19 protein-coding genes are annotated in these 22,845 nt (G+C 54.3%); 18 read left to right on the top strand and 1 reads right to left on the bottom strand.

Annotation, left to right across the window (positions count from 1 at the left end):
* The first annotated feature begins 5 nt into the window (after positions 1-5).
* The 7 genes from sigY to NST43_RS26465 all read left to right on the top strand — a co-directional run bounded on the left by sigY (position 6) and on the right by NST43_RS26465 (position 3,543).
* A complete protein-coding gene (sigY, locus tag NST43_RS26495; RefSeq protein ID WP_209991869.1) occupies positions 6-548 on the top strand; it encodes an RNA polymerase sigma factor SigY in 543 nt (180 codons plus the stop codon).
* Complete coding sequence (locus tag NST43_RS26490) at positions 538-858, top strand: DUF5345 family protein (RefSeq protein WP_209991870.1); 321 nt, start codon at positions 538-540, stop codon at positions 856-858. Before sigY ends, NST43_RS26490 begins: the two co-directional genes overlap by 11 nt.
* 2 nt (positions 859-860) lie before the next feature.
* Positions 861-1,088, top strand: a complete 228-nt coding sequence (locus tag NST43_RS26485) for a hypothetical protein (RefSeq protein ID WP_339220318.1) — start codon at positions 861-863, stop codon at positions 1,086-1,088.
* A gap of 40 nt (positions 1,089-1,128) precedes the next feature.
* Positions 1,129-1,320: a PLDc N-terminal domain-containing protein gene (locus NST43_RS26480; RefSeq protein ID WP_209991872.1), complete on the top strand. Its 192-nt coding sequence runs from the start codon at positions 1,129-1,131 to the stop codon at positions 1,318-1,320.
* Positions 1,320-2,231, top strand: coding sequence for an ABC transporter ATP-binding protein (locus tag NST43_RS26475; protein WP_339220317.1), 912 nt, complete (start codon positions 1,320-1,322; stop codon positions 2,229-2,231). Before NST43_RS26480 ends, NST43_RS26475 begins: the two co-directional genes overlap by 1 nt.
* Positions 2,232-2,251: 20 nt before the next feature.
* Positions 2,252-3,001 carry an ABC transporter permease subunit gene (locus NST43_RS26470; protein ID WP_339220316.1) on the top strand — a complete coding sequence of 250 codons (750 nt, stop codon included), beginning with the start codon at positions 2,252-2,254 and terminating at the stop codon, positions 2,999-3,001.
* A gap of 158 nt (positions 3,002-3,159) precedes the next feature.
* Positions 3,160-3,543 carry an ATPase gene (locus NST43_RS26465; protein WP_339225532.1) on the top strand — a complete coding sequence of 128 codons (384 nt, stop codon included), beginning with the start codon at positions 3,160-3,162 and terminating at the stop codon, positions 3,541-3,543.
* 286 nt (positions 3,544-3,829) lie between these two features.
* Here NST43_RS26465 and NST43_RS26460 read toward each other — a convergent pair whose 3' ends face one another.
* Positions 3,830-4,693: a PocR ligand-binding domain-containing protein gene (locus NST43_RS26460; RefSeq protein WP_339220314.1), complete on the bottom strand. Its 864-nt coding sequence runs from the start codon at positions 4,691-4,693 to the stop codon at positions 3,830-3,832.
* 103 nt (positions 4,694-4,796) lie between these two features.
* Here NST43_RS26460 and NST43_RS26455 point away from each other — a divergent pair, with 103 nt between their 5' ends.
* The 11 genes from NST43_RS26455 (at position 4,797) to NST43_RS26405 (ending at position 22,838) form a co-directional block, all read left to right on the top strand.
* Entirely contained in the window at positions 4,797-5,756 is a 960-nt protein-coding gene (locus tag NST43_RS26455; protein ID WP_339220312.1) for an acetylxylan esterase, read from the top strand.
* 138 nt (positions 5,757-5,894) lie between these two features.
* Positions 5,895-7,604: a histidine kinase gene (locus tag NST43_RS26450; RefSeq protein ID WP_339220310.1), complete on the top strand. Its 1,710-nt coding sequence runs from the start codon at positions 5,895-5,897 to the stop codon at positions 7,602-7,604.
* Positions 7,601-9,271 (top strand): response regulator, encoded by a 1,671-nt coding sequence (locus NST43_RS26445; RefSeq protein WP_339220308.1) that lies wholly within the window; start codon positions 7,601-7,603, stop codon positions 9,269-9,271. Before NST43_RS26450 ends, NST43_RS26445 begins: the two co-directional genes overlap by 4 nt.
* 98 nt (positions 9,272-9,369) lie before the next feature.
* The gene (locus NST43_RS26440; protein WP_339220306.1) at positions 9,370-11,013 is read left to right on the top strand and encodes an extracellular solute-binding protein; all 1,644 of its coding nucleotides are present in this window, start codon (positions 9,370-9,372) and stop codon (positions 11,011-11,013) included.
* 9 nt (positions 11,014-11,022) lie between these two features.
* Positions 11,023-12,441 carry a family 43 glycosylhydrolase gene (locus tag NST43_RS26435; RefSeq protein WP_339220304.1) on the top strand — a complete coding sequence of 473 codons (1,419 nt, stop codon included), beginning with the start codon at positions 11,023-11,025 and terminating at the stop codon, positions 12,439-12,441.
* Between the two features lie 36 nt (positions 12,442-12,477).
* The gene (locus NST43_RS26430; protein ID WP_339220302.1) at positions 12,478-15,720 is read left to right on the top strand and encodes a DUF6259 domain-containing protein; all 3,243 of its coding nucleotides are present in this window, start codon (positions 12,478-12,480) and stop codon (positions 15,718-15,720) included.
* Positions 15,721-15,761: 41 nt separating this feature from the next.
* Positions 15,762-17,384 (top strand): extracellular solute-binding protein, encoded by a 1,623-nt coding sequence (locus tag NST43_RS26425; RefSeq protein ID WP_339220300.1) that lies wholly within the window; start codon positions 15,762-15,764, stop codon positions 17,382-17,384.
* An 18-nt stretch (positions 17,385-17,402) separates the two neighbouring features.
* A complete protein-coding gene (locus NST43_RS26420) occupies positions 17,403-18,311 on the top strand; it encodes an ABC transporter permease subunit (RefSeq protein WP_339220298.1) in 909 nt (302 codons plus the stop codon).
* A 14-nt stretch (positions 18,312-18,325) separates the two neighbouring features.
* Positions 18,326-19,207 (top strand): carbohydrate ABC transporter permease, encoded by an 882-nt coding sequence (locus NST43_RS26415; RefSeq protein ID WP_042139988.1) that lies wholly within the window; start codon positions 18,326-18,328, stop codon positions 19,205-19,207.
* Between the two features lie 34 nt (positions 19,208-19,241).
* Positions 19,242-21,311, top strand: coding sequence for a TIM-barrel domain-containing protein (locus NST43_RS26410; protein WP_339220294.1), 2,070 nt, complete (start codon positions 19,242-19,244; stop codon positions 21,309-21,311).
* A 9-nt stretch (positions 21,312-21,320) separates the two neighbouring features.
* Positions 21,321-22,838 (top strand): FGGY-family carbohydrate kinase, encoded by a 1,518-nt coding sequence (locus tag NST43_RS26405; protein ID WP_339220292.1) that lies wholly within the window; start codon positions 21,321-21,323, stop codon positions 22,836-22,838.
* Positions 22,839-22,845: the final 7 nt, after the last annotated feature.

Below are 22,845 nucleotides of genomic sequence, written 5' to 3'. Positions count from 1 at the left end.
GGGCTATGGGCGACAGGACGCTGGAGATGATCAGCCAGGCACAGCAGGGTGACGCTGCTGCACTGGCCGTGCTGCTGCGGGAGCATTATCCCTTCCTGTACAAGTATCTGATCAAAGCGACACTTGACCCTTTGCTTGCGGAAGAGATTGCTCAGGACACGATGGTCAGATGCATGGAGAAGATCGGGACTTATAATGGGACCTCGGCATTCTCTTCATGGCTGATTACCATTGGCAGCCGGTTGTACATTGACCGTAAGCGGCGCTGGAGCCGGGAGGCACAGTGGCGGGAAGGGCAGATGCAGGAGCAGGGGAACCGCAGTTTACGCTGGAGCTTTGAGAGCCGGAATATGGAGTGGAGTGAAGTGCTCGACGCCTTGTCGCGTCTATCCTCTGCGCACAGAATGGCTGTGCTGCTGAAGCATTATTACGGATACAGCTACGATGAGATCGGGGAGATGCTGGAGATCCCTTCCGGAACGGTCAAATCAAGGGTAGCTGCCGGATTGGGTCAACTGCGAAAGGAGCTGAATGAGGATGAGGTTTAAGAGTGACGAGGAACTGCTGGGTAAGCTGTCCGCAGAGCTGGATCACCTGGATATGCTCTATGCCGATGTTACTCCGCCCTCCTTGCCGGAGCTGGAGCAGCTAATTGCCGGGGAAGCTATCCGCCGGAGGAAGCGGCGCCGTAAAGAGCTGCTGTTATTCCTTTTGGTGGCTCTTGTACTGGTTACCATAGTGATTTCTATTCTAAGCACGGCGCCGGTGCTGTATTGGAGTCTGCAGGCAGTGTTCATTCTGAGCGCACTTGGCAGCCTGGGAGCAGCGAGGATCAGACACGGGCGGGAGGAATCATAAGCGTGAAGGAGCTGCAGGAGATACCTGTTTGGATTTGGATAATTCTTGCAGCTGTGCTGCTGCTGCAGGGAACCTGGCTGTTCCGTGATGCCAGGGACAGAGGTCAAGGGAGGAAGGCCTGGTTCTGGGGAATCTGGGGACTTACCGGTGCACCGTCACCGGCAGTATGTTACCTGCTGTTTGTAGTTCTTCCAGACAAGCGCAAACGGAAGGACGGAAGGAGCCGCTGAGACAATAGTTCATTGCCCGACAGATAAGGAGGACACGGCTATGGAGGATTTGAATTGGGGATTGATTGCGCCGCTGCTTGCACTGCAGGTAGTGCTGGCAATAATCGGTCTGATTTCACTGAGCAAGACAGAGCAGGTACGCGGACCGAAATGGATGTGGGTTCTGTTCTTGATTTTTGGCAACCTGCTGGGCAGCGTGGCTTATTTTACACTGGGAAGGAAAGAATTCTAATGCCGCTGCTTGAGGTCAAGGATCTTCACAAGAGCTTTAAGGGGCATCCCTCGGTGAACGGCATCAGCTTTGGAATTGAAGCAGGACGCTGTGTCGCGCTGCTCGGACCCAATGGAGCCGGGAAGACTACAACGCTGCGTATGCTTGCCGGTCTTCTGACGCAGTCTGCCGGAACGATCACTTTTGACGGGTCTCCGGGGAAGGATTACCGCCGGCAACTGGGCTATCTGCCGCAAGCCCCGGCTTTCTACAACTGGATGAGCGGACTCGAATACATCGTATTTGCCGCCAGGATGAGCGGCATGAATGCACGGGAGGCTGCGGCGGTATCGGGCGTTGTGCTGGAGCGTGTGGGACTAGGCTCTGCGGCACGGCGGCGGATTGGCGGATATTCCGGGGGAATGAAGCAGCGCCTCGGGCTGGGTCAGGCCCTGGTACACCGCCCGCGTCTGCTTTTGCTGGATGAGCCTGTCTCCGCGCTTGATCCTATCGGACGCCGGGAAGTCATGGAGCTGCTTAGGGACATCCGGGAGGAGACAACCGTTATTTTCTCCACGCATGTGCTGCATGATGCGGAAGAGATATGCGATGATGTCGTATTGATGAACCAGGGGACTATAGCTGTCCAAGGAACCTTGTCCAGTCTCCGTGCAGAATACAGTCTGCCGGTAATCCGACTCACTACAGGGAAGGAAGATTCGGCTATCCGCTGGCTTGAAGGACTTAGACACAGGGATTTTATTGAAGAAGCGCTAATTTCGGATGGCAAGGCCGTGTTCAATGTCACGGATGTAGAACTCGCCCGCCGGACGCTTTTACAGGAAGCTGTGGAACTGGATATTCCGCTGCTGCAATTTGAAGCAGGCTCATCGACACTGGAGGACCTGTTCATGAAGGTGGTGGGAACATGAGGAGGCTTTGGGCTCTATATTTGAAGGAGATGTTGGAGAATGTGCGCAGCTATAAGCTGATTTGGGTTCCCGTGGTGTTTATTGTTCTGGGAATTATGCAGCCGCTGGTCAGCTTTTATATGGCGGATATCCTGGCGTTCTCTTCCAATGTCCCGGCTGGATTGATGGAGAATATGGAGAGACCAGCTGCGTCTTCTGTAATGGCTCAGGCCTTAGGCCAGTATGGAACAATTGGGATGCTGATTCTGGTGCTGGGAACGATGAACAGTCTGGCAGGAGAGCGCAGCAGCGGCACCTCCGAACTGTTAATGGCGAAGCCGGTCTCCTCTATATCCGTTGTTGCAGCCAAATGGACCGCGAACTTCACGGTGCTGGTTATTGCCATTGGGCTGGGAACAGCGGGAGCGGCTTATTATACTGTACAGCTTATGGGGGCTTTATCCTGGGGGGATGTGATTGCAGCGTCTGCGCTGTATGCGCTGTGGCTGCTCTGTGCGGTATCGCTTACGCTGCTCTTCAGTGCCTGGCTGCGCGGACCTGCAGCTGCCGGTCTATCTCTCCTGCTGGCAGCGGTCATGAGTCTGGTCCATGGCCTGTTGCCAGTTAAGCTGAACTGGATGCCTGCTGCTCTGCCGGGAATGTCTGCCGGTGTACTTGCAGATGGAGGCACCGGAGTGAGCTTGGCACCGATTGTCTCCGCAGTGCTCCTGATTATTATTTGTATTGCCAGCGCCTCACTGCTGGCTGGAAGGAATAAATTGCCAGTCTAGCAAGCTTTGCAATAAGAAAGCGATCTTTCATGAATTTTCAGAGTGTTTTCTGCGGAAATTCATCGTACAATCATCCTGCTGCTGGACAGCTCTATCTTTTTTTAGTAGACTGTTGAAACAAGCAGAACCATGATAGATTTTGGTCAGGAGGTAGGATGATGCTGCGTTTAGGAGAGAAGATTGTCATTATCGCAGACGCTTTTGAGCAGAGTCTTCCTATCGGAGACTATGGCTACCTGATTGCTTACGACCGCAATCCTGATAATGCGTTTGATTATGTCATTCGTGTTCCCCAAGCTAACCGGAATTTCTATGTTACGGCAGAGGATATTGAGGCCGAGGAGCAATTGCTGGTACTAGAAGCTGAAAGAGCCACGCACGAAGCGCTGATAGATTATGCATTGTCAACGTACAATGAGAAGCTGTTCCATCATCTGATGAACGGTGAAGAAGTTGAGGTTGAAGAGATAGAGGCTGCATCCCCAGAGAGTTTGTCCCAGGCGGATTTCATCAAGCAGGTGAATCTTCGCGCTTGGATTTAAGTAAGAGCCGGCGAATGCCGGCTTTTTTTTGATGAGTCATCATCGAAGCTAAAGCCCCACTTTGTGGGTTTTTTTTGTCTCCTGACAAGCCAAGCGCGCTGTCTATAGTACACACCTTTGAGAACAAAATGACTATTAATTCAAACGATTATTACTATTTTGGTCCAGGGACCGGATGATAAGATCAGCACAGAGCAGGGCTGAACTGCTAGAAGCCGGGGGTGATAACAAGAGGCTGGTGCCGGAAGCTGCCATCTCTGCTGTATACGCTTTCAACCAGGTGCCGTCAGAATCGGCCCGGAGTGCGTCCTTGTAAAGTGTTTTCTTTGCGGTAGACGCTGGGCAATGTGCCGGTGACCTTTTTGAAGGCTTTGGTAAAGTAATTATAATCGGGAATGCCGACTTGCTCCGCAATTTCGTAAATCGGACTGTCGGTGTCACCCAGCAGCCTTTTGGCCATTTGGATACGGAGGTTACGGATATATTCCGCAATGCCCATGCCAAAATTCTGCTCCGAGAGCTTGTAGAGATGGGATTTGCTGATGCTGAATGCTTTGCACAGAATGGGAACAGACAGCGGTTCCTGGATATGCTCTGTAATATAACCGTCGATCTTTTGTGCCAGCGTATCCTCCTTCAGCACCAGCATCCGGGATAGATACAGGTAGCTGGCGCTCATCTCCATGGTTTTGGCGTAAGCATCAATGACTTCCTTGGAGATGTATTTTTTGCGCTGGAAGGCGCTGTATAGTTTATTCATATCCACATTATAGGGGCTTATATTCTCACAGACCTTCTCCCATAACTCATCACGGGACCCGGTCTGCAGCAATTGGCCGAACATAATATATCCGATGACCTGATTGTCCGTTTGAATTGGAACCACCGTTTCGGTAAGTCCGGCATGACATTGATAGGTGTAAAGGGCTTTCTCCTTTTTCACTTGGGTGCAGGCTGCCTGGTCACAGAGGATGCACTGGGCCTCCGCGCGCGGATCACTGCGGATGATATGACAATATGTCGAATGACGGGTAGGGTATGCGGTCAGCTCAGTAAAGGAATTGTCGAAAATCACGGTGCGGATACCGGTCAATGTATAGAAATTGCGCAGCAATTCCTTGACTTCGGGCAGGTTGAACAACAAGCTCATGGTGCGGCCTCCTCTTCTTCCGGGTTGTTTCTTTCGTTGCTGGCAACATTGTACTGTATTTGATATGGGACACACAAACCAAGAGAGACGGAGGTGCTTATTAATGCCGCTAGTCGATATGCCGTTAGAACAATTATTAACGTATGAGGGACGTAATCCCCGTCCGGCCAACTTCGAGGCTTATTGGGAACAAGCACTGCAAGAGATGAGAAATACGGATGCCCGTGTGGAACTGGTGAGAAGCGAATTTCAGGTTCCGTTCGCCGAATGCTTCCATTTGTATTTCACGGGGACAGGCGGAGCGCGTATCCATGCGAAGCTGGTCAAGCCGAAGCATGTTGCAGGTCCGCACCGGGCGGTAGTGCAGTTCCATGGGTACGCCCACCACTCGGATGACTGGGCCGACAAGCTAATCTATGCTTCCTTGGGCTTTACTATAGCCACATTGGATTGCAGAGGCCAGGGAGGACTGTCTGAAGATGTTGGCGGGGTCAAAGGAACCACACATAAAGGGCACCTGATCCGCGGACTGGATGATGCGCCCGAACGGCTGCTGTTCCGGCAGATCTATCTTGATGCGGCACAGCTCGCCGGAATTGTAATGGACATGCCGGAAGTGGATGCGGCCCGCGTCGGTGCAATCGGCGGATCGCAGGGAGGGGGGCTGGCGCTGGCCTGTGCGGCGCTTGAGCCGCGGATCAACCGGGCTGCACCCAGTGTTCCGTTCCTGTGTGATTATAAACGGGTATGGGAAATGGACCTGGCCCGAGATGCCTATGAGGAACTGCGGACGTTTTTCCGTCACCGCGATCCCCAGCACCTGCGGGAGAATGAGATTTTTGAACGGCTCGGCTATATTGATGTTCAACACCTGGCGGACCGGATCAGCGGGAAGGTGATGATGGGTGTGGGATTGCTGGATACGGTGTGTCCGCCTTCGACACAATTCGCCGCCTACAACCGAATCCGCTGCGAGAAGAAACTGGAGATCTATCCCGATTTCATCCATGAACGGCTGCCGGGCTTCGAGGACAAAACCATACAATTTCTGCTTGAAATGTGAGAGGCTAACCGCCTCTCTTTATTATTGTTTAAGGGCCTGCTGCAGAGGTATGATGGGACTACAGGGGAGGCTTGTGGAAGGAGAGAGATGCTGTTGATCAGATTTATGAGAACGCTTTCAATTTATCCCAAACTTGTTATGGCTTTCTTGCTTGTCATTATTCCGCTCTACCTGTGGGGCCTGGTCATGAATCAATCCGGACAGGAGGTCGTCCAGAAGCAAATCTCGGAATCCATGGCCAGCCGTGTCCACTTCTATCTGACTTCGCTGGAGACAGAGCTGACACGGCTGACGCGGCTGAAGCTGGAGTATGTCAATGACGATGATTTGCTCTTGCTGGCGACGGTTCCGAACCAGTTGAACGATTATGAACGGACCCGCGCCTTGTTATCCGCCAAGAGCAAATTATATTTGCTCAAAAGCTCCAGCCCGTTCGTGGAGAACGTTAAGCTGTATATTCCTTCCCTGGACCGAAGCATCAATGCCAACAATTTCGACAGTGCGATGCCGCCTGAAGAACTGGAGGGCATTTTGAACCCGGCCCACATGAAATCACCGATCTTCGGCATGGGCGAGAAGCTGCTGATGAGTGGCGTCTACCCCGATGCGGTGTACGCCGGCCGGCCGCCAGTGCTGGCCATCGAAATTCAGCTGTCACGCCCGGAGATTCTCCGCTCACTCTCCAGCATGGCCGAGGGGGAGGGCGGCGGAGCTGTATGGATGGACACCGGCGGCCAGTGGCAGATTGCCTCCGGTGTGGAGGACTCGCTGCTGGCTGCGTTCGGGGAAGCTCTCCGCGGGGAGTTGCTCAACGACAGCGGCGAATCCGGCCAATACCGGCTGGAGTCAGCAGGCATTGACTATTTTGGAGCCAGTGAATATTCACCGCTGCTGGGGACGACTTTGGCCGTGTTTGTACCTGCGGAGACGGTGCTGGAGCCGCTGAACAAGCATCGCAACTGGATTTGGGGAGAGTCGCTGGTCGCTTTGCTGCTCGCCGTAGTGTTCTCTTACTGGATATACCGGTTTATTCATAAGCCGATGAGGCGGCTGATTACTTCCTTCCGGAGAGTGGAGATTGGTGATCTGAGTGTCAGGCTCTATCACGGCAATCAGGATGAATTCAATTATGTATATAACCACTTCAATCATATGCTGGAGCGGATTCAGGAGTTGATTCATGAGGTGTATGAGCAGCAGATCAGATCCCAGCAATCCGAGCTTAAGCAATTGCAATCGCAGATTAACCCCCATTTTTTCTACAACACCTTCTTCATTCTGCAGGGTCTCGTTCGTATGAGGGAACATGAAGTAGCCGAGCGGATGCTTCACCATCTCAGCGGCTATTTTCAGTTTATTACACGTAGTGGAGCAGAGCAGGTCAGTCTGCTTGCAGAGATGAAGCACGCATGGTCTTATGTGGAGATTCAGAATATACGTTTCGCCGGTACGGTCACAGCCGAACTGGAGCCCATCCCGCAGGGGTGGGAGGCTTCCATGGTGCCTCGGCTCATTGTCCAGCCATTAATTGAGAATGCTTATGCCCACGGGCTGGAGAACAAGCTGGCAGAAGGGATGCTGCGGGTAACCTTCCGGGAGGAAGGGGCGGACCGGCTGGTCATCGGGGTGGAAGACAACGGCGAATCGCTGGACGATGAACAGCTGAATGCGCTGCGCAGAACGCTGGCTCTTGCTGAAGAAGCGATGGAGACGACAGGAATCCTCAATGTGCACCGCCGGCTTCAGTTGAATTATGGTCCGGCGTTCGGAATTGAAGTATCACGCAGTGAACTGGGCGGATTGAAGGTGCTGCTGATGATAAGACGGGAAGAAGGGAGACAGCCATGATCAGACTGCTGATTGTCGATAATGAACGGTGGATTGTACGGAACCTGCTTGATCTGTTCGGGCACTGGGACAAGCTGGAGCTGGAGGTATACGGTGCGTATTCCGCTGCGGAGGCACTGGAGCAGCTGGGGAAGATGAAGTTCGATATTGTATTGTCCGATATCCGCATGCCGGGAATGGACGGGCTTGAGCTGCAGCAGGAAATCAGACGTTACTGGCCGTGGTGCAAAATTATTTTTTTGAGCGGATATAACGAATTTGATTATATACAGCAAGTCATGCGCGGCGGCGGGGTGGACTATCTGTTAAAGACAGAAGGCGAGGAAGCGATTCTTCGCGCTGTGGAGCAGGCCGCTGCGCAGCTATATGCGGCGGTGGAAGCAGAGGAGCTGATCGAGCGTGCGCACCGGCAGCTGCAGCTTGTCCGTCCGCTGCTGCTGGGCGATTATTTGCTGGAGCTGCTGCAGGGGGATAGCCCGGGCGTAAGCCAGCTTGCACATAAATTCCAGGAGCTGGAATGCCCGCTGGATGCTGCCCGCGGCGTGCTGCTCACCATCGGGCGTGTGGACGATTGGCGGGACGAGCTTAGTGTAGCAGACAGGGAGCTGATGCTGTACGCTATCCGGAATATTGCCGAAGAATATTGGCTCCCCTCCGTGCGCTGCATCAGTCTGCGTTATGAGAAGAACAAGCTGCTGTGGCTGCTGCAGCCTATGGGAGATGCTCCGGGGGACAGGGAGCGGGCGCTCCGGTTCATCCATGGGACGCTTGAGACGATCGCCATGAGCTGCAAGCGGCTGCTGAAGCTGCGGCTGTCGTTCTCGGCCGGTGCAGCATTTTGCCCCTGGGAGGAGGCGCCCCGGCAGTTCAGCACCCTTAAGGCGCTGCTGGGACGGGGACTTGGCATGGGCAAGGAGCTTGTCCTGATCGAACAGCGCAAGGAAGCCGGAGAAGAGGCGCAGCAGGCAGAGCTGCACAATCATGAAATTAGCAGCCAGTTGGGGAAGCTGGGAGCCATGGCGGCTTATTTGGACAACGGACAGCAGGAGCATTTTTTTCTCGAATTCGGCAAGCTGGCAGCGTTGGCCTCCCCTGCGCGCGGCACCGACAACCGGCTGAAGCTGGAGATCTACTATTCGCTCATGTGTTTGTTGCTGTCTTATATGAACCGCTGGGAACTGCATGAGGTCATCGGAGAGTCCATGGATTTGGACAAGCTTACAAGATATGAGGCCCACCCTTCCTGGGAGAGCGCGGAAGATTATTTGTCGGCGCTGGCCATGCAGCTGTTTGAACAAAAGCAGGATGACCAGGTCTACCGCGAGCATGATTTGATTACCCGCGTCCGGTTGTACGTGGAGCACCATTTGGCCGGCGATCTCTCACTGACCCGGATCGGTGATGTCGTCGGCTACAATCCGTATTACTTGACCCGGTTGTATAAGCGTTTAACGGGCCAGTCGTTGCCGGATTACGTGGCTTCCTACCGGTTGGCTGAAGCCCAGAAGCTGCTGGAGGGCGGCAGTCTGATTGTTCAGGACATTTCGAAAGCGGTCGGCTTTATGACGGAGCAATCCTTCTACCGCTTTTTCAAGAAGGAGACCGGCATTACTCCCCAGGAATACAGAGAGCGGCATACCTTATCCAAATCGGATAATCAAAAGTGAAAATCGGCGAGTAGAGGGGCCAGGGGAAGAGAGCCTATAATAATGCTAAATAAGGCGAACTTTCACGAAGCTCCTCCAAGATTGAAGGGGGATAAGAAGTGAAGGGAAAGAGATTGGCAGTCTTGACGTCTTACGGAATCGTTCTGTCGCTGCTGCTAAGCGCGAGCAGTCCCGGAACGGGCATAATTCTGAACTCTGCGGAACATGAAGTCTACCTGTTTGGAAAATACGATCCGCCGATTCAGCTTCATATCGCTCGTCCGGTCGATCAGACCTGGACGTATCCCGGCGGTGACAGCATTGAAGATAATATCTGGTACCGGGAGTACCGCAACCTGTTGGGCATCGAAATTGAACACGATTGGACCGCCCTGCCGGGCGAGTACAGCCGCAAGCTGAATGTCCTGATCGCATTGGGCAGTCTGCCGGAGATGTTCTCCGTCTCCGCAGGCCAGCTCAAACAGCTGGCGGATGCGGATCAATTGGAAGATCTGACGGCGGTCTATGAGCGTTACGCCTCCGGCCGCACCAAAAAACTACAGCTGGGAGACGGCGGTGCGGCCTTGGCTTCCGCCACGTTCAACGGCAAACTGCTGGCCATTCCCATCGTCAATGCTCCGATCTACGAAGCCAATCTGCTGTGGGTGCGTACGGACTGGCTGGACAAATTAGGTCTGCCTGAGCCCAAAACGCTGGAGGAGGTGTTTGCGATTGCTGATGCATTTACGCGGCAAGATCCCGACGGCAACAACCGGCAGGATACCTTTGGCCTGGCCATCAATAATTACCTGTATGGCGGCATTGCCTCGGTTACCGGATTCTTCAATGCGTATCATGCTTATCCGCAGACCTGGATCAAGGACGGGAACGGTCAAGTGATGTACGGTTCCATACAGCCGGAGATGAAGCGTGCGCTGGGCAAGCTTCAGGAGATGTACAGGAGCGGGCAGCTGGACCGGGAATTCGGTGTCAAGGACAGCGACCAGGTAGTGGAGGATATCGCCGCGAACAAGCTCGGCATGACGTTCGGCGCCAACTGGAATCCCTATGTATTCCTGGATGCGGTACGGCAAAACCCCGGAATGGAGTGGAAGCCGTATGCGGTGCCTTCGGTGGATGGCGTGCCGGCCAAGGCCAGCGTAGGCTTCTCGGCCAGCGGATATGTCGTAGTGCGCAAAGGCTATCAGCACCCGGAGGCTGTAGTGAAAATGCTGAACCTGCATGAAGAGGTGGTTCATGGCTCCAGACGCGGCGAAGGCGAATTCATTACTGTGGAAGAAGCCGGCGGACGGATCAACACCTCCAGGCTGTCCTTTGTCCAATCCGGTGTATCCAACGAGGATGTGGCAGAGTCGTTGTCGTTACTGCGCGAGGCTATCAGGAACGAGGATGGAAGCCTGCTGAAGGATGCGCTCACCGAAACCGACAAATACGGGCCGACCCTTGATTACCTGACAACCGGAAATATGGATAATTGGGCCGTTGCCCATCAATACTTCGGGTTCGAGACGACCATGGACCACTATAGCGGCGACCGGCTGCTGATGACTGCCTTCGGAGGACAGACCCCTACGATGACAGAGAAGTGGGCCATGCTGGACAGACTCGAGAAAGAAACCTTCACCAAAATTATTATGGGGGCGGTTTCCATTGATGAATTCGATAGATTCGTAAAGGATTGGAACCGGCTTGGCGGTAAAGCGATCCTGGAAGAAATTAATGAACCGTATGGAGGAGAGTGAACGAGCAGCATGAGCAAATTATTCTACAAGCCTGAAGACGGCTGGCTGGCCGACGTTATCCCGTTCTATGAAGACGGCGAGTTCAAGCTGCTGTATCTGAAAGATTGGCGCGACAGGGAAGGACACGGTGAAGGCACGCCCTGGTTTCTGCTGGGGACCCGGGATTTCATTCACTACAAGGAATACGGAGAGGTTCTGCCGAGGGGCGCGGTATCCGAGCAGGACCTGTATATCTATACGGGATGCGTGCTGAAGAAAGACGGACTGTATCATATTTTCTATACCGGCAACAATTTTCATTTTCCGGCAGAGGGCAAGGCGCAGCAGGCAGTGATGCATGCGGTCAGCAGCGATTTTGTACATTGGGAAAAACGGCCGGAGGATGCCTTCTTCGCACCAACGGAGGGCTACGAGGAGCATGACTGGCGTGATCCGTTTGTATTCTGGAACGAGGAGGCGGGGGAATATTGGATGCTCCTTGCCGCCCGGTTGAAGAAGGGCCCCGCGGGTCGCCGCGGCTGCGTTGCCCTATGCGCCTCCAAGGACTTGACCAGCTGGGAGGTACGCGATCCGTTCTGGGCTCCCTACTTGTATACGACTCACGAATGCCCGGACCTGTTCCGGATGGGGGACTGGTGGTACCTTCTGTACTCGACATTCTCGGACCGTACGGTCACGCATTACCGGATGAGCCGCTCGCTGCAGGGGCCTTGGCTGGCACCCGAGAACGATGCACTTGATACCCGGGCATTCTATGCCGCCAAGACCTGGACCGACGGTGAGCGGCGTTATGCTTTCGGATGGAACCCGACGCGGGAAGGCGAGCATGACGGGGGCACCTGGCAATGGGGCGGACATCTGGTTGTGCATGAAGTCGTACAGGGCACGGATGGTGCGCTGCTTGTAAAAGTGCCGGATACCCTGAATGCTGCGTTTAATCAGGAAAGCGCTTTATCCTTCACCGAAGTGCTCGGACGCTGGAAGTTCAGCGGCAGCACGGCTGCGGTTACGGCAACCGATTCCTTCGCCGGTGCCTATGCGGGGCCATTACCGGACGGCGCCTGCAAGCTGGAGGCGACGATAACGTTCGCTCCCGGCACCCGGGGCTGCGGCATTATTCTGCGGACCGATCAGGAGTTCGGGCAGGGGTATATGATCCGGCTGGAGCCGGGCCGTAACCGGATTGTTGTTGACCAGTGGCCGAGGAAGGGAGATGTCCCCTACGCCGTCGGCATGGAGCGGCCGCTGCAATTGCTGCCGGGAACCGCCTGCTCGTTAAGCATATATCTGGAAGATCAGGTATGCGTAGTCTATGTGAACGAGGAGCTTGCGTTAAGCACACGGCTGTATGATTTCCAGCAAGGAGGGATGGGGCTGTTCGTGAGTGAGGGGAGTGCGGAATTCATTACCAGGCAGTTTGCAATGTAGGTCCATTCCATTCCGGATGAAGAGAGGGGATAGGTAATGATCCATGTTGTCAGAAGAACAGTGATGGTATGTGTGGCGTGTATCCTTTGGTGTGGCAGTCTGCCGGGTCTTAGTTTTGCAGATACAGCTAATGTGAAGGTGACGATTGATTCCGGCACGGCCGCCATCGACTTCACCTATGGAACGATAAATCTGGCCCGCGGCAACGAAGGCAAGCTGACCGGTATCCGCCATCTGGCGCAGAACAATCTGTGGAATGATACGGCAACTTCCACCGTTTCAGCGAAGAGAGGGCATGTCACCTATGAACACACCTGGGGGTCGGGCACTTCGCTGGCTGAGCTGGAAACGACGGTTGCCCGTAAATATGACGGTACCTTGACCGTCAGCCAACATGCGCAGACAGTGCAACCAGGTATATCGGGCGTGCAATGGGGATTCATTATCCCCGATACGTATGATCTGATTATTCCTGCACTGGGCGGGATCCGGCTCACTGCCGAATCACCGGACGCCGCCTATGGCTTCTCCCAGTTCACCTATCCCGATGTCTGGGAGGCGCAGATGTTTCTTGTGCAGGGGGCAGAGGGCGGACTGCTGGTTCATGCGGATGACAATGCCGATTTCTTCAAAACATTGCATGTGAAGCATGAGAATGGCAGCTTCTATGTTGGAATAGAGACGCAATCGCCCGCTCCGTTTCAGCAAACGACCAAGTCAGTCTCCACGGATTGGCGGCTTAAAGCCTACGCCGGTGACTGGGCAAAAGGATCGGCGATGTACCGGGAGTGGGCAGATGGCGCCTTTGGGTTAGCTGAATCTTCCGCGAAGGCACCGGATTGGGCGAAGGATATCGGATTCACGGTACTGACCGATCTGGAAGACCAGCCGATGCTGGAGGAGCTTGCACAGCGGGTAGATGCGGAGCGGACGCTGCTGGTTGTTCCCGGCTGGAGAGCGGACCCCTATGATGTGAATTTTCCCAATTATGAGCCTAAGCCGGATATCGCAGCCAGGATCGACGCTGCTCAGGCGCTGGGATTCCGCGTGATGCTGTATGTCAATATATTCGGAACATCGTTTAACAACGAGAATTATACACAGATGCAGCCCTATCAGGTGAAGGATCCGTTCACGCTGGAGCGGAAGCGCTGGGAGTATACAGCAGGATCGGAACAGATTTCATTTGCCGTTATTAATCCGGCGGCGGAGGCGTGGCGGGAACTCTTCGTTAACAAGATGACTGCCCTGGTGAATGAGGTCGGACCGGACGCGCTGCATCTGGACCAGTCGCTGCTCATGTATAACGATGCCAACGGCCTGATTGACGGCAACAACATGATGCAAGGCAATATCGCCCTGCACCGCGAGCTTAGAGAAGCGCTGCCGGATATCGCCTTGGGCGGGGAGAGCTTGAATGAAATCACGACACGCTATGAGTCCTTTGCGCAGCGCCATGCCTATGGCATCTTCTCCGCGAGCGGAACGTGGGATGACAGCAAAATCAATCAGGTGGTTCCGGCCAGCTCAGCGATTTTTGCCCCGTATACGACCATTTATGGTCATCCTGATCATGCGAACCCGATCACGGAGGATTATTTCATGGCCTGGCATAAGGTCGTTCAGAACCGGCTCGGGGCCATTCCGATGCTCACAAGACCTAATCTGGGCCAGATCGCCAATCCTACCCCGCTGATGGAACAATTGCTGGATGAAGCGGGCTGGTACCAGAGCGCACAGCCTACAGCCGATTTCAGCAATATGTCAGATCCCACTTTGTTTGCTTTCAGGACAGCAAACGGCGGCAGTGCCAAATATGTCCGCGATTCCTATGGCGAGAAGCTGACCGCCTACGACGGGAACCCTTCCGGCGGGGGCACCGACATCATGCGTTATTTGTACGGGGCAGAGACCTATCCGTTGCCGGGAAGCATTCCGGGGTGGCTGCTCTATGACGAACAGAAGCTGTTCGGGCTGGACCCGGACAAAACGTATCTGTATTTGAACCAGGTCCGCGATCCCGAGGGATTCCATGTCTATGAGTGGCCGGAGGATGTGGCGCTAAAACGGCTGTCCAGCCGCTCCACCCACACCACCATCGTTATGGACGACAAGCTTCAGTTCGGGGATATAGATCTGCTGAATTACGAGGGACCGGTTAGAGCAGGAGAGGTTCTGGGAGACGGTACCGTCCATACAACCGCTGCCCCGTTCCCTACCACGGGCGGATTCTCCTACTCCTTCCCCGGAGGAGGAACTGTGCAGCACTGGGGCGACCGGATCCTGGCCCATCCGCCTTACGCAGGACAGTGGCAGGGCGGGCATACCTGGCTGGAATTTGATATCAATCTGCCTGCAGCAGCGGCAGCGAGCTTTCAAGCCGGTGTGCAGCTGGGCTCCGAGCAGAATGTTGCGAGCAGTGACGGTGTCACCTTCAAGGTATCCGCTTGGGATAAGGCAGAAGCGCCTGGGGACCGTACGGTGCTGAGTGAAGAGCAGTTCAGCAGAAGCGCCTCACCTACAGCCATGGAGCTGGATTTGTCGGAATTCGCAGGCAAAGAAGTGACCCTCCGGCTGGAGACGCATCCCGGTGTGACGGTGGACAATGATTCTGCCGTATGGGTGGCGCCGACAGTAGCCGTCGCAACTTACGGCGGCAACCGCAGCGTAAGCTTCAAGGTGAACAGCCCGCTGCCCTTAACTGTGGTGCAATCCAGCTACGGAGCAGCCTCGTCTGTAAGTCTAGGTAACAATCACTACGAAATTACAGCACCTGCCTCGGGTACGGTGTATCTGATTCACAACGTGTCTGCTCCTGTGCAGCTGCCCTTATCGTTACCCGGCGCTCCATATCATTCGAGCCTGGTGTTCGAGGACGGAAGCGAAGGGCAAGCCCAGTCTCCGTTCGGCGGATTCCCGGGAAGCGGCTCTGTACTCGGTGTTGAGAAGCAGGGGCTGGATGCCCACCCGCCGCAGCACGGGCAGACGCATATTGAATATGCCTTGAATTTGCCCGCAGACACGCAGGCTGTACTGCAGGGATTCGCCGGCATTAAGGACGGATCGGAGGGCTCCCAGGGCGCCGGCTTCCGCATAGCGGTGAACGGAACGGTAAAGTGGTCGCAGGATATCATGCCAGGCGGGGCCTGGACGCCGTTCAGTATCCCGCTGGCCGAATATGCCGGAACTTCGGTCATCATTACCCTGATCACTGATTCGTTGGGCGACTACGGATATGACAGGGCCTTCTGGGGCCAGCCGGCTCTGATTGTGCAATAAAGAGATCATGCAGAAACCGAATATGAGGGGGAAGCAAAATCATGAGAAAAATTGCCGCTTTATCGATTAGTACCGTTCTTTTGGCCCTGACAGCCTGCAGCTCACCATCCAATACCAATACCAAAGACACTGCCAGCTCCAGTGCCGATCCGAAGCAACCCATTGACCTGCGGGTAGGCCGTTATTCCCTGCCCACCTGGGGATATCCCGCAGGGGATGATTTTGCGAACAACATCTGGTACCGGCATTATGCTGACAAGTTCAATCTGAATGTCATACACGAATGGACCGCTCTGCAGAATGAATACAATGAGAAGCTGAATATCGTTATTGCCTCGGGCTCAATCCCGGATATCGTCATTGAAGCCTCCACCAACCAGCTGGAGACCATGGTAAAAGCCGGTATGACAGCGGATCTGACCGATGTTTTCGAGGAGCATGCTTCTGATTTGACGAAGGAGATTCTTACCGGTGACGGCGGCCTTGCGATGGATTCGGCTACCTTTGACGGCAAGCTCATGGCTTTGCCTTACACGACCTCAGTCATCTATGAACCTAGTCTGCTGTGGGTGCGTCAGGACTGGCTGGATAAGCTGAACCTGCCTGTGCCGAAGACCATCGACGATGTAATTAAGGTAGCCAAGGCCTTCAAGGAACAGGACCCGGACGGCAACGGCATCGACGACACCGGCGGGCTGGCGTTCAGCAACTGGCTATTCGACGGGATTACCTCCACCACCGGATTCTTCAACGGATACCATGCCTATCCGCAGAGCTGGCTCAAAGGAGATGACGGCAAGATCACCTACGGCAGCGTGCAGCCTGAAATGAAGAATGCCTTGGCTAAGCTCAGAGAAATGTATCAGGCCGGCCTGATTGATCCTGAGTTTGGCATGAAGGATACGACCAAGGTAACGGAGGAGGTCAGCGGCGGCAAATACGGCATCAGCTATGGACGCTGCTGGAACGTATACATGTACGGTACGGGCCTGGAGGGCCAGCCGGATATGGTCTGGACTCCACTGGCGGCCCCAAGCGCCGACGGCGAGGATGTATTTGCCAATGTAGGCACAACCGTGGTGAGCTACTATGCGGTGAACAAAGACTATAAGCATCCCGAAATTCTCGTCCAATTATTAAATGATTACAACGAGATGGCTTACGGTCCGAACCGGAATGATCCCGAGGTCAAGAAATTCTTTGCTTTCGAAAAAGGGCAGACCATTGTGGAACAGGGGCACTTGTCTCTGGCCCGGACTCTTACGACCGATGATGCTACCGTGAAATCTTTGGAATACCTGATCGAAGCCATCGAGAAGCGCGATCCCAGCAAGCTGGATCAGGCTCTGACCGAGACGGGGAAATACGAACCGAGCGTAGCTTATCTGGACGGCAAGGGGACCGGCTATATGGAATATCACCAGGTCAAAGCCTTCAAAACGATTGTGGAGGGCTATGGCACGGATCATCTGATTCCCCAGGCTTATGGAGGCACCACGGAAACGATGCTGAACAAAATGGGCATTCTGGGCGATTATGAACGTGAAATTTTTACGAAGATCATCATGGGTGCGGAGCCTATTGACGCCTTCGATACCTTCGTATCCGAGTGGCACAAGCTGGGCGGCCAGCAGATTCTGGACGAGATCAATGCCAGCTTGTGATGAAAGGGGTAGCCTATTGTGAGAGCATCGCACCTGAAGAGCCGCTTCAGACATGAATTACCGTACCATTTGTTTTTGATACCGGGAATTATACTGGCTGTTCTATTCTGCTATATCCCGATGATGGGGATTGTCATGGCCTTCCAGAACTTTAGCGTGTTCAAGGGCTGGCTTGCGGGTCCGTGGGTCGGGATGGACAATTTCAAATATATTATTTCCATGCCCCGCTTCGGGCAAGTCATGTATAACACGATCTATATCTCGATTTTGAAAATTGTATTTTCATTGATTGTGCCTATCGTTGTTGCGCTGCTGCTGAACGAAATGCGCGGCCAGAAGCTGAAACGGGTGCTGCAAACTGCGATGTACCTGCCTTATTTCCTGTCCTGGGTGGTGCTCGGCGGCATCATTCTGGATGTCCTCAGTCTGGAGGGGGTGATTAACAGCCTCATCCAGGCCTTTGGCGGAGAGCCGGTGGGCTTCCTGTCCAGCAACCGGCTGTTCCCCGGCGTACTGGTCACTACTGAAGTGTGGAAGAACTTTGGCTTCAATACGATTATCTATATGGCTGCGCTAACCTCCATTAATCCGGATTTGTATGAAGCAGCCATGATTGACGGAGCCAGCCGCTGGCGGCAGATCTGGCATGTTACGCTGCCCGGCATTCGTCCCACAATCATTCTTCTGGCTACTCTCAGTCTGGGCAATGTGCTGAACGCCGGGTTCGAACAGGTATTCATGCTGCTCAATCCGCTGGTGGTCGATTCCGGCGATATCCTGGATACGCTGGTCTACCGGCTGGCCTTTAATCAGGCGCAGTACAGCGTAGCGACAGCCGTAGGACTGTTTAAATCGCTGGTATCCGGAGTACTTATTTCAGTTTCCTATTATATGGCTTATAAGTTTGCCGATTACCGCATTTTTTGAAAGGGGGAGCAAGGGTGAAATACCGTTTGAACGGCAGCACCGTGTTCGCAGTATTCAACAAAGTGTTTCTCATTCTCTTGGGAATCCTCTGCATTGCGCCGATTGTCAATACGTTAGCCATTTCCTTCAGCTCCGCCTCGGCGGTGGCGATGGGGAAGGTACGGTTTTTTCCGTCGGACTTTTCACTGGACGCTTATAAATTTATCGCTACCCGTCCGGAATTTCTAAGATCCTTGGGCGTGGCTGTGATCCGTGTGCTTGTGGGCAGCGCCCTGCAGATGCTGGTTACCTTTATTTCGGCTTACCCCCTTTCCAGGGAGAACAGGGATTTCAGCATGCGGACGTTTTATGTATGGTTTTTCATGTTCACCATCCTGTTCAGCGGAGGCATCGTTCCCCTGTACATGCAGGTGAAATCCCTCCACATGCTGGATACCATGATGGTACTGGTCCTGCCGACAGCCCTGGCGGTCTTCAACATCGTTCTGATGATCAATTTCTTCAGAGGACTGCCCCGGGAACTGGATGAGTCCTTCCGCATAGATGGAGCCGGACACTGGACCATCCTGTGGCGGTTATATTTCCCGCTGTCGTTGCCTGCCTTTGCGACCATCCTGCTGCTGGCTATGGTAGGGCATTGGAATAGCTGGTTTGACGGAATGATCTTCATGAACCAGACCGAGAACTATCCGCTCGCCACCTATTTACGCTCCATTATTGTCAGCTTCGATTTCAGCAATGTGAGGTCTGAGGACGCCGCACTCCTGGCCAGCATCTCACCGCGCACGACCAAGAGCGCGCAGATCATTCTGGCCACGTTGCCCATCTTGTGCGTCTACCCTTTTTTACAGCGTTATTTCGTGTCTGGTCTCGTCCTGGGAAGCGTGAAGGGATAGTTCCAAAAACTATTTACAGTAGGAGAAATGGATTATGCAGAAAATTGCCAGTGGAATCTTTAAGCTGACCTTCGGAACACCCGAAGAATTTACACCGGTATCGGTATTGAAGCCCGTCACATGTCTCGAAGCGCTGAATGCGCTTGAAGATAATCCGCTTCCCTTTCTAAGGGAGGACATTCATTTTCAACCGCGCCAGGGCTCTGTATTGCTGGAGATTCCCTTGGAGCCGGAAGAGGAAGTATACGGTTTGGGCTTACAGCTTAAATCGTTCAGACAGAGCGGCAGCAAGAAGAAGCTGCGCACGAATTCCGACCCGTCCGCGGATCTGGGCGACTCCCATGCGCCGGTTCCCTTTTATGTAAGTACTGCCGGTTATGCCATTCTGGTGGATACGGCCCGGTACGCAACCTTTTTCAGCGGAGGGTGCAAGAGAGTTGGCAGCAAGCAGGATCTGGAAGGCTTCGAATCGGCAGGCACCGAGAAGGGGCACTGGGAAGTGAAAAAGGGAAGCGGCAATATGCTGGTGGATATCCCTGCGGCGCAAGGAGTAGATATTTATGTGTTTTGCGGCGGGGATATGAAGGACGCGGTCAGCCGCTATAATCTGTTCAGCGGCGGCGGGGCGTTACCTCCGATGTGGGGATTGGGTGTGATGTACCGCGCCGACTGGCATGCGGATCAGGAGGATGTCCTGCAGTTAGCCCGGCAAATCAGGGAAGATGAGATGCCCTGCGACATGTTTGGTCTGGAGCCCGGCTGGCAGACGAACGCCTACTCCTGTACTTATGTGTGGGACAGCAACAGATTTCCGGATGAAACAAGGCTGATCCAGGATCTGAATGATATGGGGTACCGGCTTAATCTGTGGGAGCATGCTTATGTGCATCCTGATAGTCCTGTCTTCCCGGAGCTGAAGCCTTATTCGGCCGACAGCTATGTATGGGACGGTCTGGTGCCGGATTTCACCCAAGCTGAGGCCCGGAAAGCCTTCACGGACATCCACCAGCCCTTCATTGAGGCGGGGTTGTCAGGCTTCAAGCTGGATGAATGTGATAACGGCGATTATATCGGCAACTGGGGTTTTCCCGATTTCGCCCGTTTTCCGGGAGGGGCGGACGGGGAGCAGATGCACAGCTTGTTCGGCCAGCTCTATCAGCAAACGATGCTCGCCCCGTTCAAGGCAGCGGATCGCCGGACCTATGGACAGGTACGCGCTTCCCATGCGCTTGCGGCGCCCTATCCCTATGTACTGTACAGCGACCTCTACGACCATGAAGACTTCGTACGGGGGCTGGCCACAGCGTCCTTCTCAGGTCTGCTCTGGTCGCCGGAGGTCCGCCAGACAGCAACGAGGGAAGAGCTGCTGCGCCGGATTGGCGCTGTGATTTTCTCGCCTCTGGCGGTGCTTAACTGTTATATGATTCCTTCGCCGCCGTGGAAGCAATTCGATCATGACAAGAACCATGCCGGTGAATGGCTGGAGGATTGGCCGCAACTGGCGCAGCAATGCAGAAAGCTTCTGCAAATCCGAATGAGTCTGATTCCTTACCTGTATGCCGCATTTGGCAGATACCGTCAGCAGGGGGTACCGCCTATACGTCCCTTAGTGATGGATTACCCGGGTGACTCTGAGGTGCTGGATTGCTTCGACCAGTTCATGGTTGGAGAGGATCTTATGGCTGCTCCTGTTGTCTATGGTAACGGTGACACACGTAAGCTCTACCTGCCTCAAGGCCGCTGGTACGAACGTTTGACCGGAGAGTGGCTGAACGGCGGACAATGGATCACCCGCCAGGTTGCTGAGGATGAAGTTCCTCTGTATATCAAACAGGGCGCGCTAATTCCTTGGGCAGAGCCCGTTCTATGTGTCCGGGACGATACCGTTTTTAATATAGAGCCTGTTCTGTACGGTGCGGAAGCAGGGGAATGCTCGCTTTTATGTGATGATGCAGTAAGCTATTCCATGATTTCTGAGAGCCTGCCTTTTGCCTCAATTAAGGTGACCCAAGAAGGCGGTCTGAGCATAGAGGAACAAGACATAATCTCTGAGCGCTATAGTATAGCCGGTGTGAAATACGTCCCGGATGGGGAGAGGGGCTGAATCGGGGACATGGCCGTCGATCTCATAGGCCTAGATATCGGGTCAACAGGAACGAAATGCCTGATCATGGCTCCAACGGGTGAGGTGCTGGCCCAGGCATACAGGGAATATCCCATGGAATCGCCGGAAAGCGGCTGTTATGAGCTGAGCCCGCAGCGGGTGTGGGAAGCGGTTCAAGCTGTGATCAGTTCCGCAATGATTAAGTATGACAGACCGCCTGCCATGCTTGCCGGACTGTCCGTTTCTTCCTTTGGGGAGGCTGCCGTTCTGCTCGACAGCGGGGGCTGCGTGCTTGGAAACAGCCTGCTGTATATTGACAAGCGGGGAAGCGAGCAACTGGAGGTTTTGGTGGAGCATATCGGAGAAGAGAAGATCATTGGCAGGACGGGTCTTCATCCCCATCCGATGTACACCCTCTCCAAATTGATGTGGTACCGGGAAGAGCGGCCGGACATTTATGAGCGGCTTCATACCTTTCTGCCGTTTGGATCATTTATTCTCTACAAGCTGGGTGCAGGACCCGTGATCGACTATTCGCTGGCGTCCAGAACGATGGCCTTTGATGTTCACCGGCTTGAGTGGGATGAGGAGATAATCCGGGCGTCAGGCTTAAGGAGCGGGATATTTCCCCAGGCGCTGGAGCTTGGATCACGGCTCGGCCGGATTTCACCCGCAGCGGCTGAGGCGCTGGGACTGCCTGCCCACCTTCAGCTGGTGCTCGGCGGACATGACCAGGTATGCGCTGCCATTGGCGCGGGAGTCACGGAAGAAGGCTCGGCCGTAGACGGCATCGGCACCGTAGAGTGCATCACGCCGGTCTTCGATAAAATGCAGGTCAATGACCAAGCGCTTGCGCTCAGCAAGCTGGCGCTGGTTCCTTATATCCAGGGGAGTTATACCACCTATGCGTTTAATTTCACCGGCGGCTCCCTGCTCAAGTGGTACAGGGACCAGTTCGGTTATGAAGAGAAATGTGCGGCAGATAAGTCCGGCCGGAGTGTCTATGAGATTATGGGCGAGAGCGCCGGAGAAGGTCCTACAGACATTTTGGTACTGCCGCATTTTGCCGGCTCAGGCACACCTTACATGAATCCGGCTGCGGTTGGGGTCATCGCGGGCTTGAATTTCAACACTACGAAGGGTGAACTGTACAGAGCCTTGATGGAGGGCGTCACCTATGAGATGAGGCTCAATCTGGATTGTCTGGAGCAAGCGGGTATGCGTATCAGGGATCTAAAAGCCTGCGGCGGCGGTGCCAAGTCTGCCCTATGGCTGCAAATCAAGGCGGACATCATGAATAGGGCCGTCATCGCCCTTGATATCGAAGAGGCGGGTATTCTAGGAGCGGTTATTCTGGCCGGGGTGGCGCTGGGAGTGTTCCCTTCCTATGCAGAAGCTGCCCGCCGTTTGGTGAAGGTGGGCACTACCTTCTATCCCCGCCCGGAGAACCGCAGGCATTATGATGAGAATTACGCCAAATATAAACGGCTGTATCAAGCAGTGAATAACGTCATGTCGAACCCATAGGAGATGC

Origin of the sequence: Paenibacillus sp. FSL H8-0332 (assembly GCF_037963835.1) — a bacterium.
In the GTDB taxonomy this organism is placed as follows: domain Bacteria; phylum Bacillota; class Bacilli; order Paenibacillales; family Paenibacillaceae; genus Paenibacillus_AQ; species Paenibacillus_AQ rhizoplanae.
Note: the sequence above shows the minus strand (reverse complement) of the source record. Positions and strands in the feature narration are given on the sequence as shown.

What these genes read in the sequence shown, in the direction of transcription:
- sigY (WP_209991869.1), top strand. Translation starts at nt 6, where the DNA reads ATGGGCGACAGGACGCTGGAGATGATCAGCCAGGCACAGCAGGGTGAC.
- NST43_RS26490 (WP_209991870.1), top strand. Translation starts at nt 538, where the DNA reads ATGAGGTTTAAGAGTGACGAGGAACTGCTGGGTAAGCTGTCCGCAGAG.
- NST43_RS26480 (WP_209991872.1), top strand. Translation starts at nt 1,129, where the DNA reads ATGGAGGATTTGAATTGGGGATTGATTGCGCCGCTGCTTGCACTGCAG.
- NST43_RS26475 (WP_339220317.1), top strand. Translation starts at nt 1,320, where the DNA reads ATGCCGCTGCTTGAGGTCAAGGATCTTCACAAGAGCTTTAAGGGGCAT.
- NST43_RS26465 (WP_339225532.1), top strand. Translation starts at nt 3,160, where the DNA reads ATGCTGCGTTTAGGAGAGAAGATTGTCATTATCGCAGACGCTTTTGAG.
- NST43_RS26460 (WP_339220314.1), bottom strand. Translation starts at nt 4,693, where the DNA reads ATGAGCTTGTTGTTCAACCTGCCCGAAGTCAAGGAATTGCTGCGCAAT.
- NST43_RS26455 (WP_339220312.1), top strand. Translation starts at nt 4,797, where the DNA reads ATGCCGCTAGTCGATATGCCGTTAGAACAATTATTAACGTATGAGGGA.
- NST43_RS26450 (WP_339220310.1), top strand. Translation starts at nt 5,895, where the DNA reads ATGGCTTTCTTGCTTGTCATTATTCCGCTCTACCTGTGGGGCCTGGTC.
- NST43_RS26445 (WP_339220308.1), top strand. Translation starts at nt 7,601, where the DNA reads ATGATCAGACTGCTGATTGTCGATAATGAACGGTGGATTGTACGGAAC.
- NST43_RS26435 (WP_339220304.1), top strand. Translation starts at nt 11,023, where the DNA reads ATGAGCAAATTATTCTACAAGCCTGAAGACGGCTGGCTGGCCGACGTT.
- NST43_RS26430 (WP_339220302.1), top strand. Translation starts at nt 12,478, where the DNA reads ATGATCCATGTTGTCAGAAGAACAGTGATGGTATGTGTGGCGTGTATC.
- NST43_RS26425 (WP_339220300.1), top strand. Translation starts at nt 15,762, where the DNA reads ATGAGAAAAATTGCCGCTTTATCGATTAGTACCGTTCTTTTGGCCCTG.
- NST43_RS26410 (WP_339220294.1), top strand. Translation starts at nt 19,242, where the DNA reads ATGCAGAAAATTGCCAGTGGAATCTTTAAGCTGACCTTCGGAACACCC.
- NST43_RS26405 (WP_339220292.1), top strand. Translation starts at nt 21,321, where the DNA reads ATGGCCGTCGATCTCATAGGCCTAGATATCGGGTCAACAGGAACGAAA.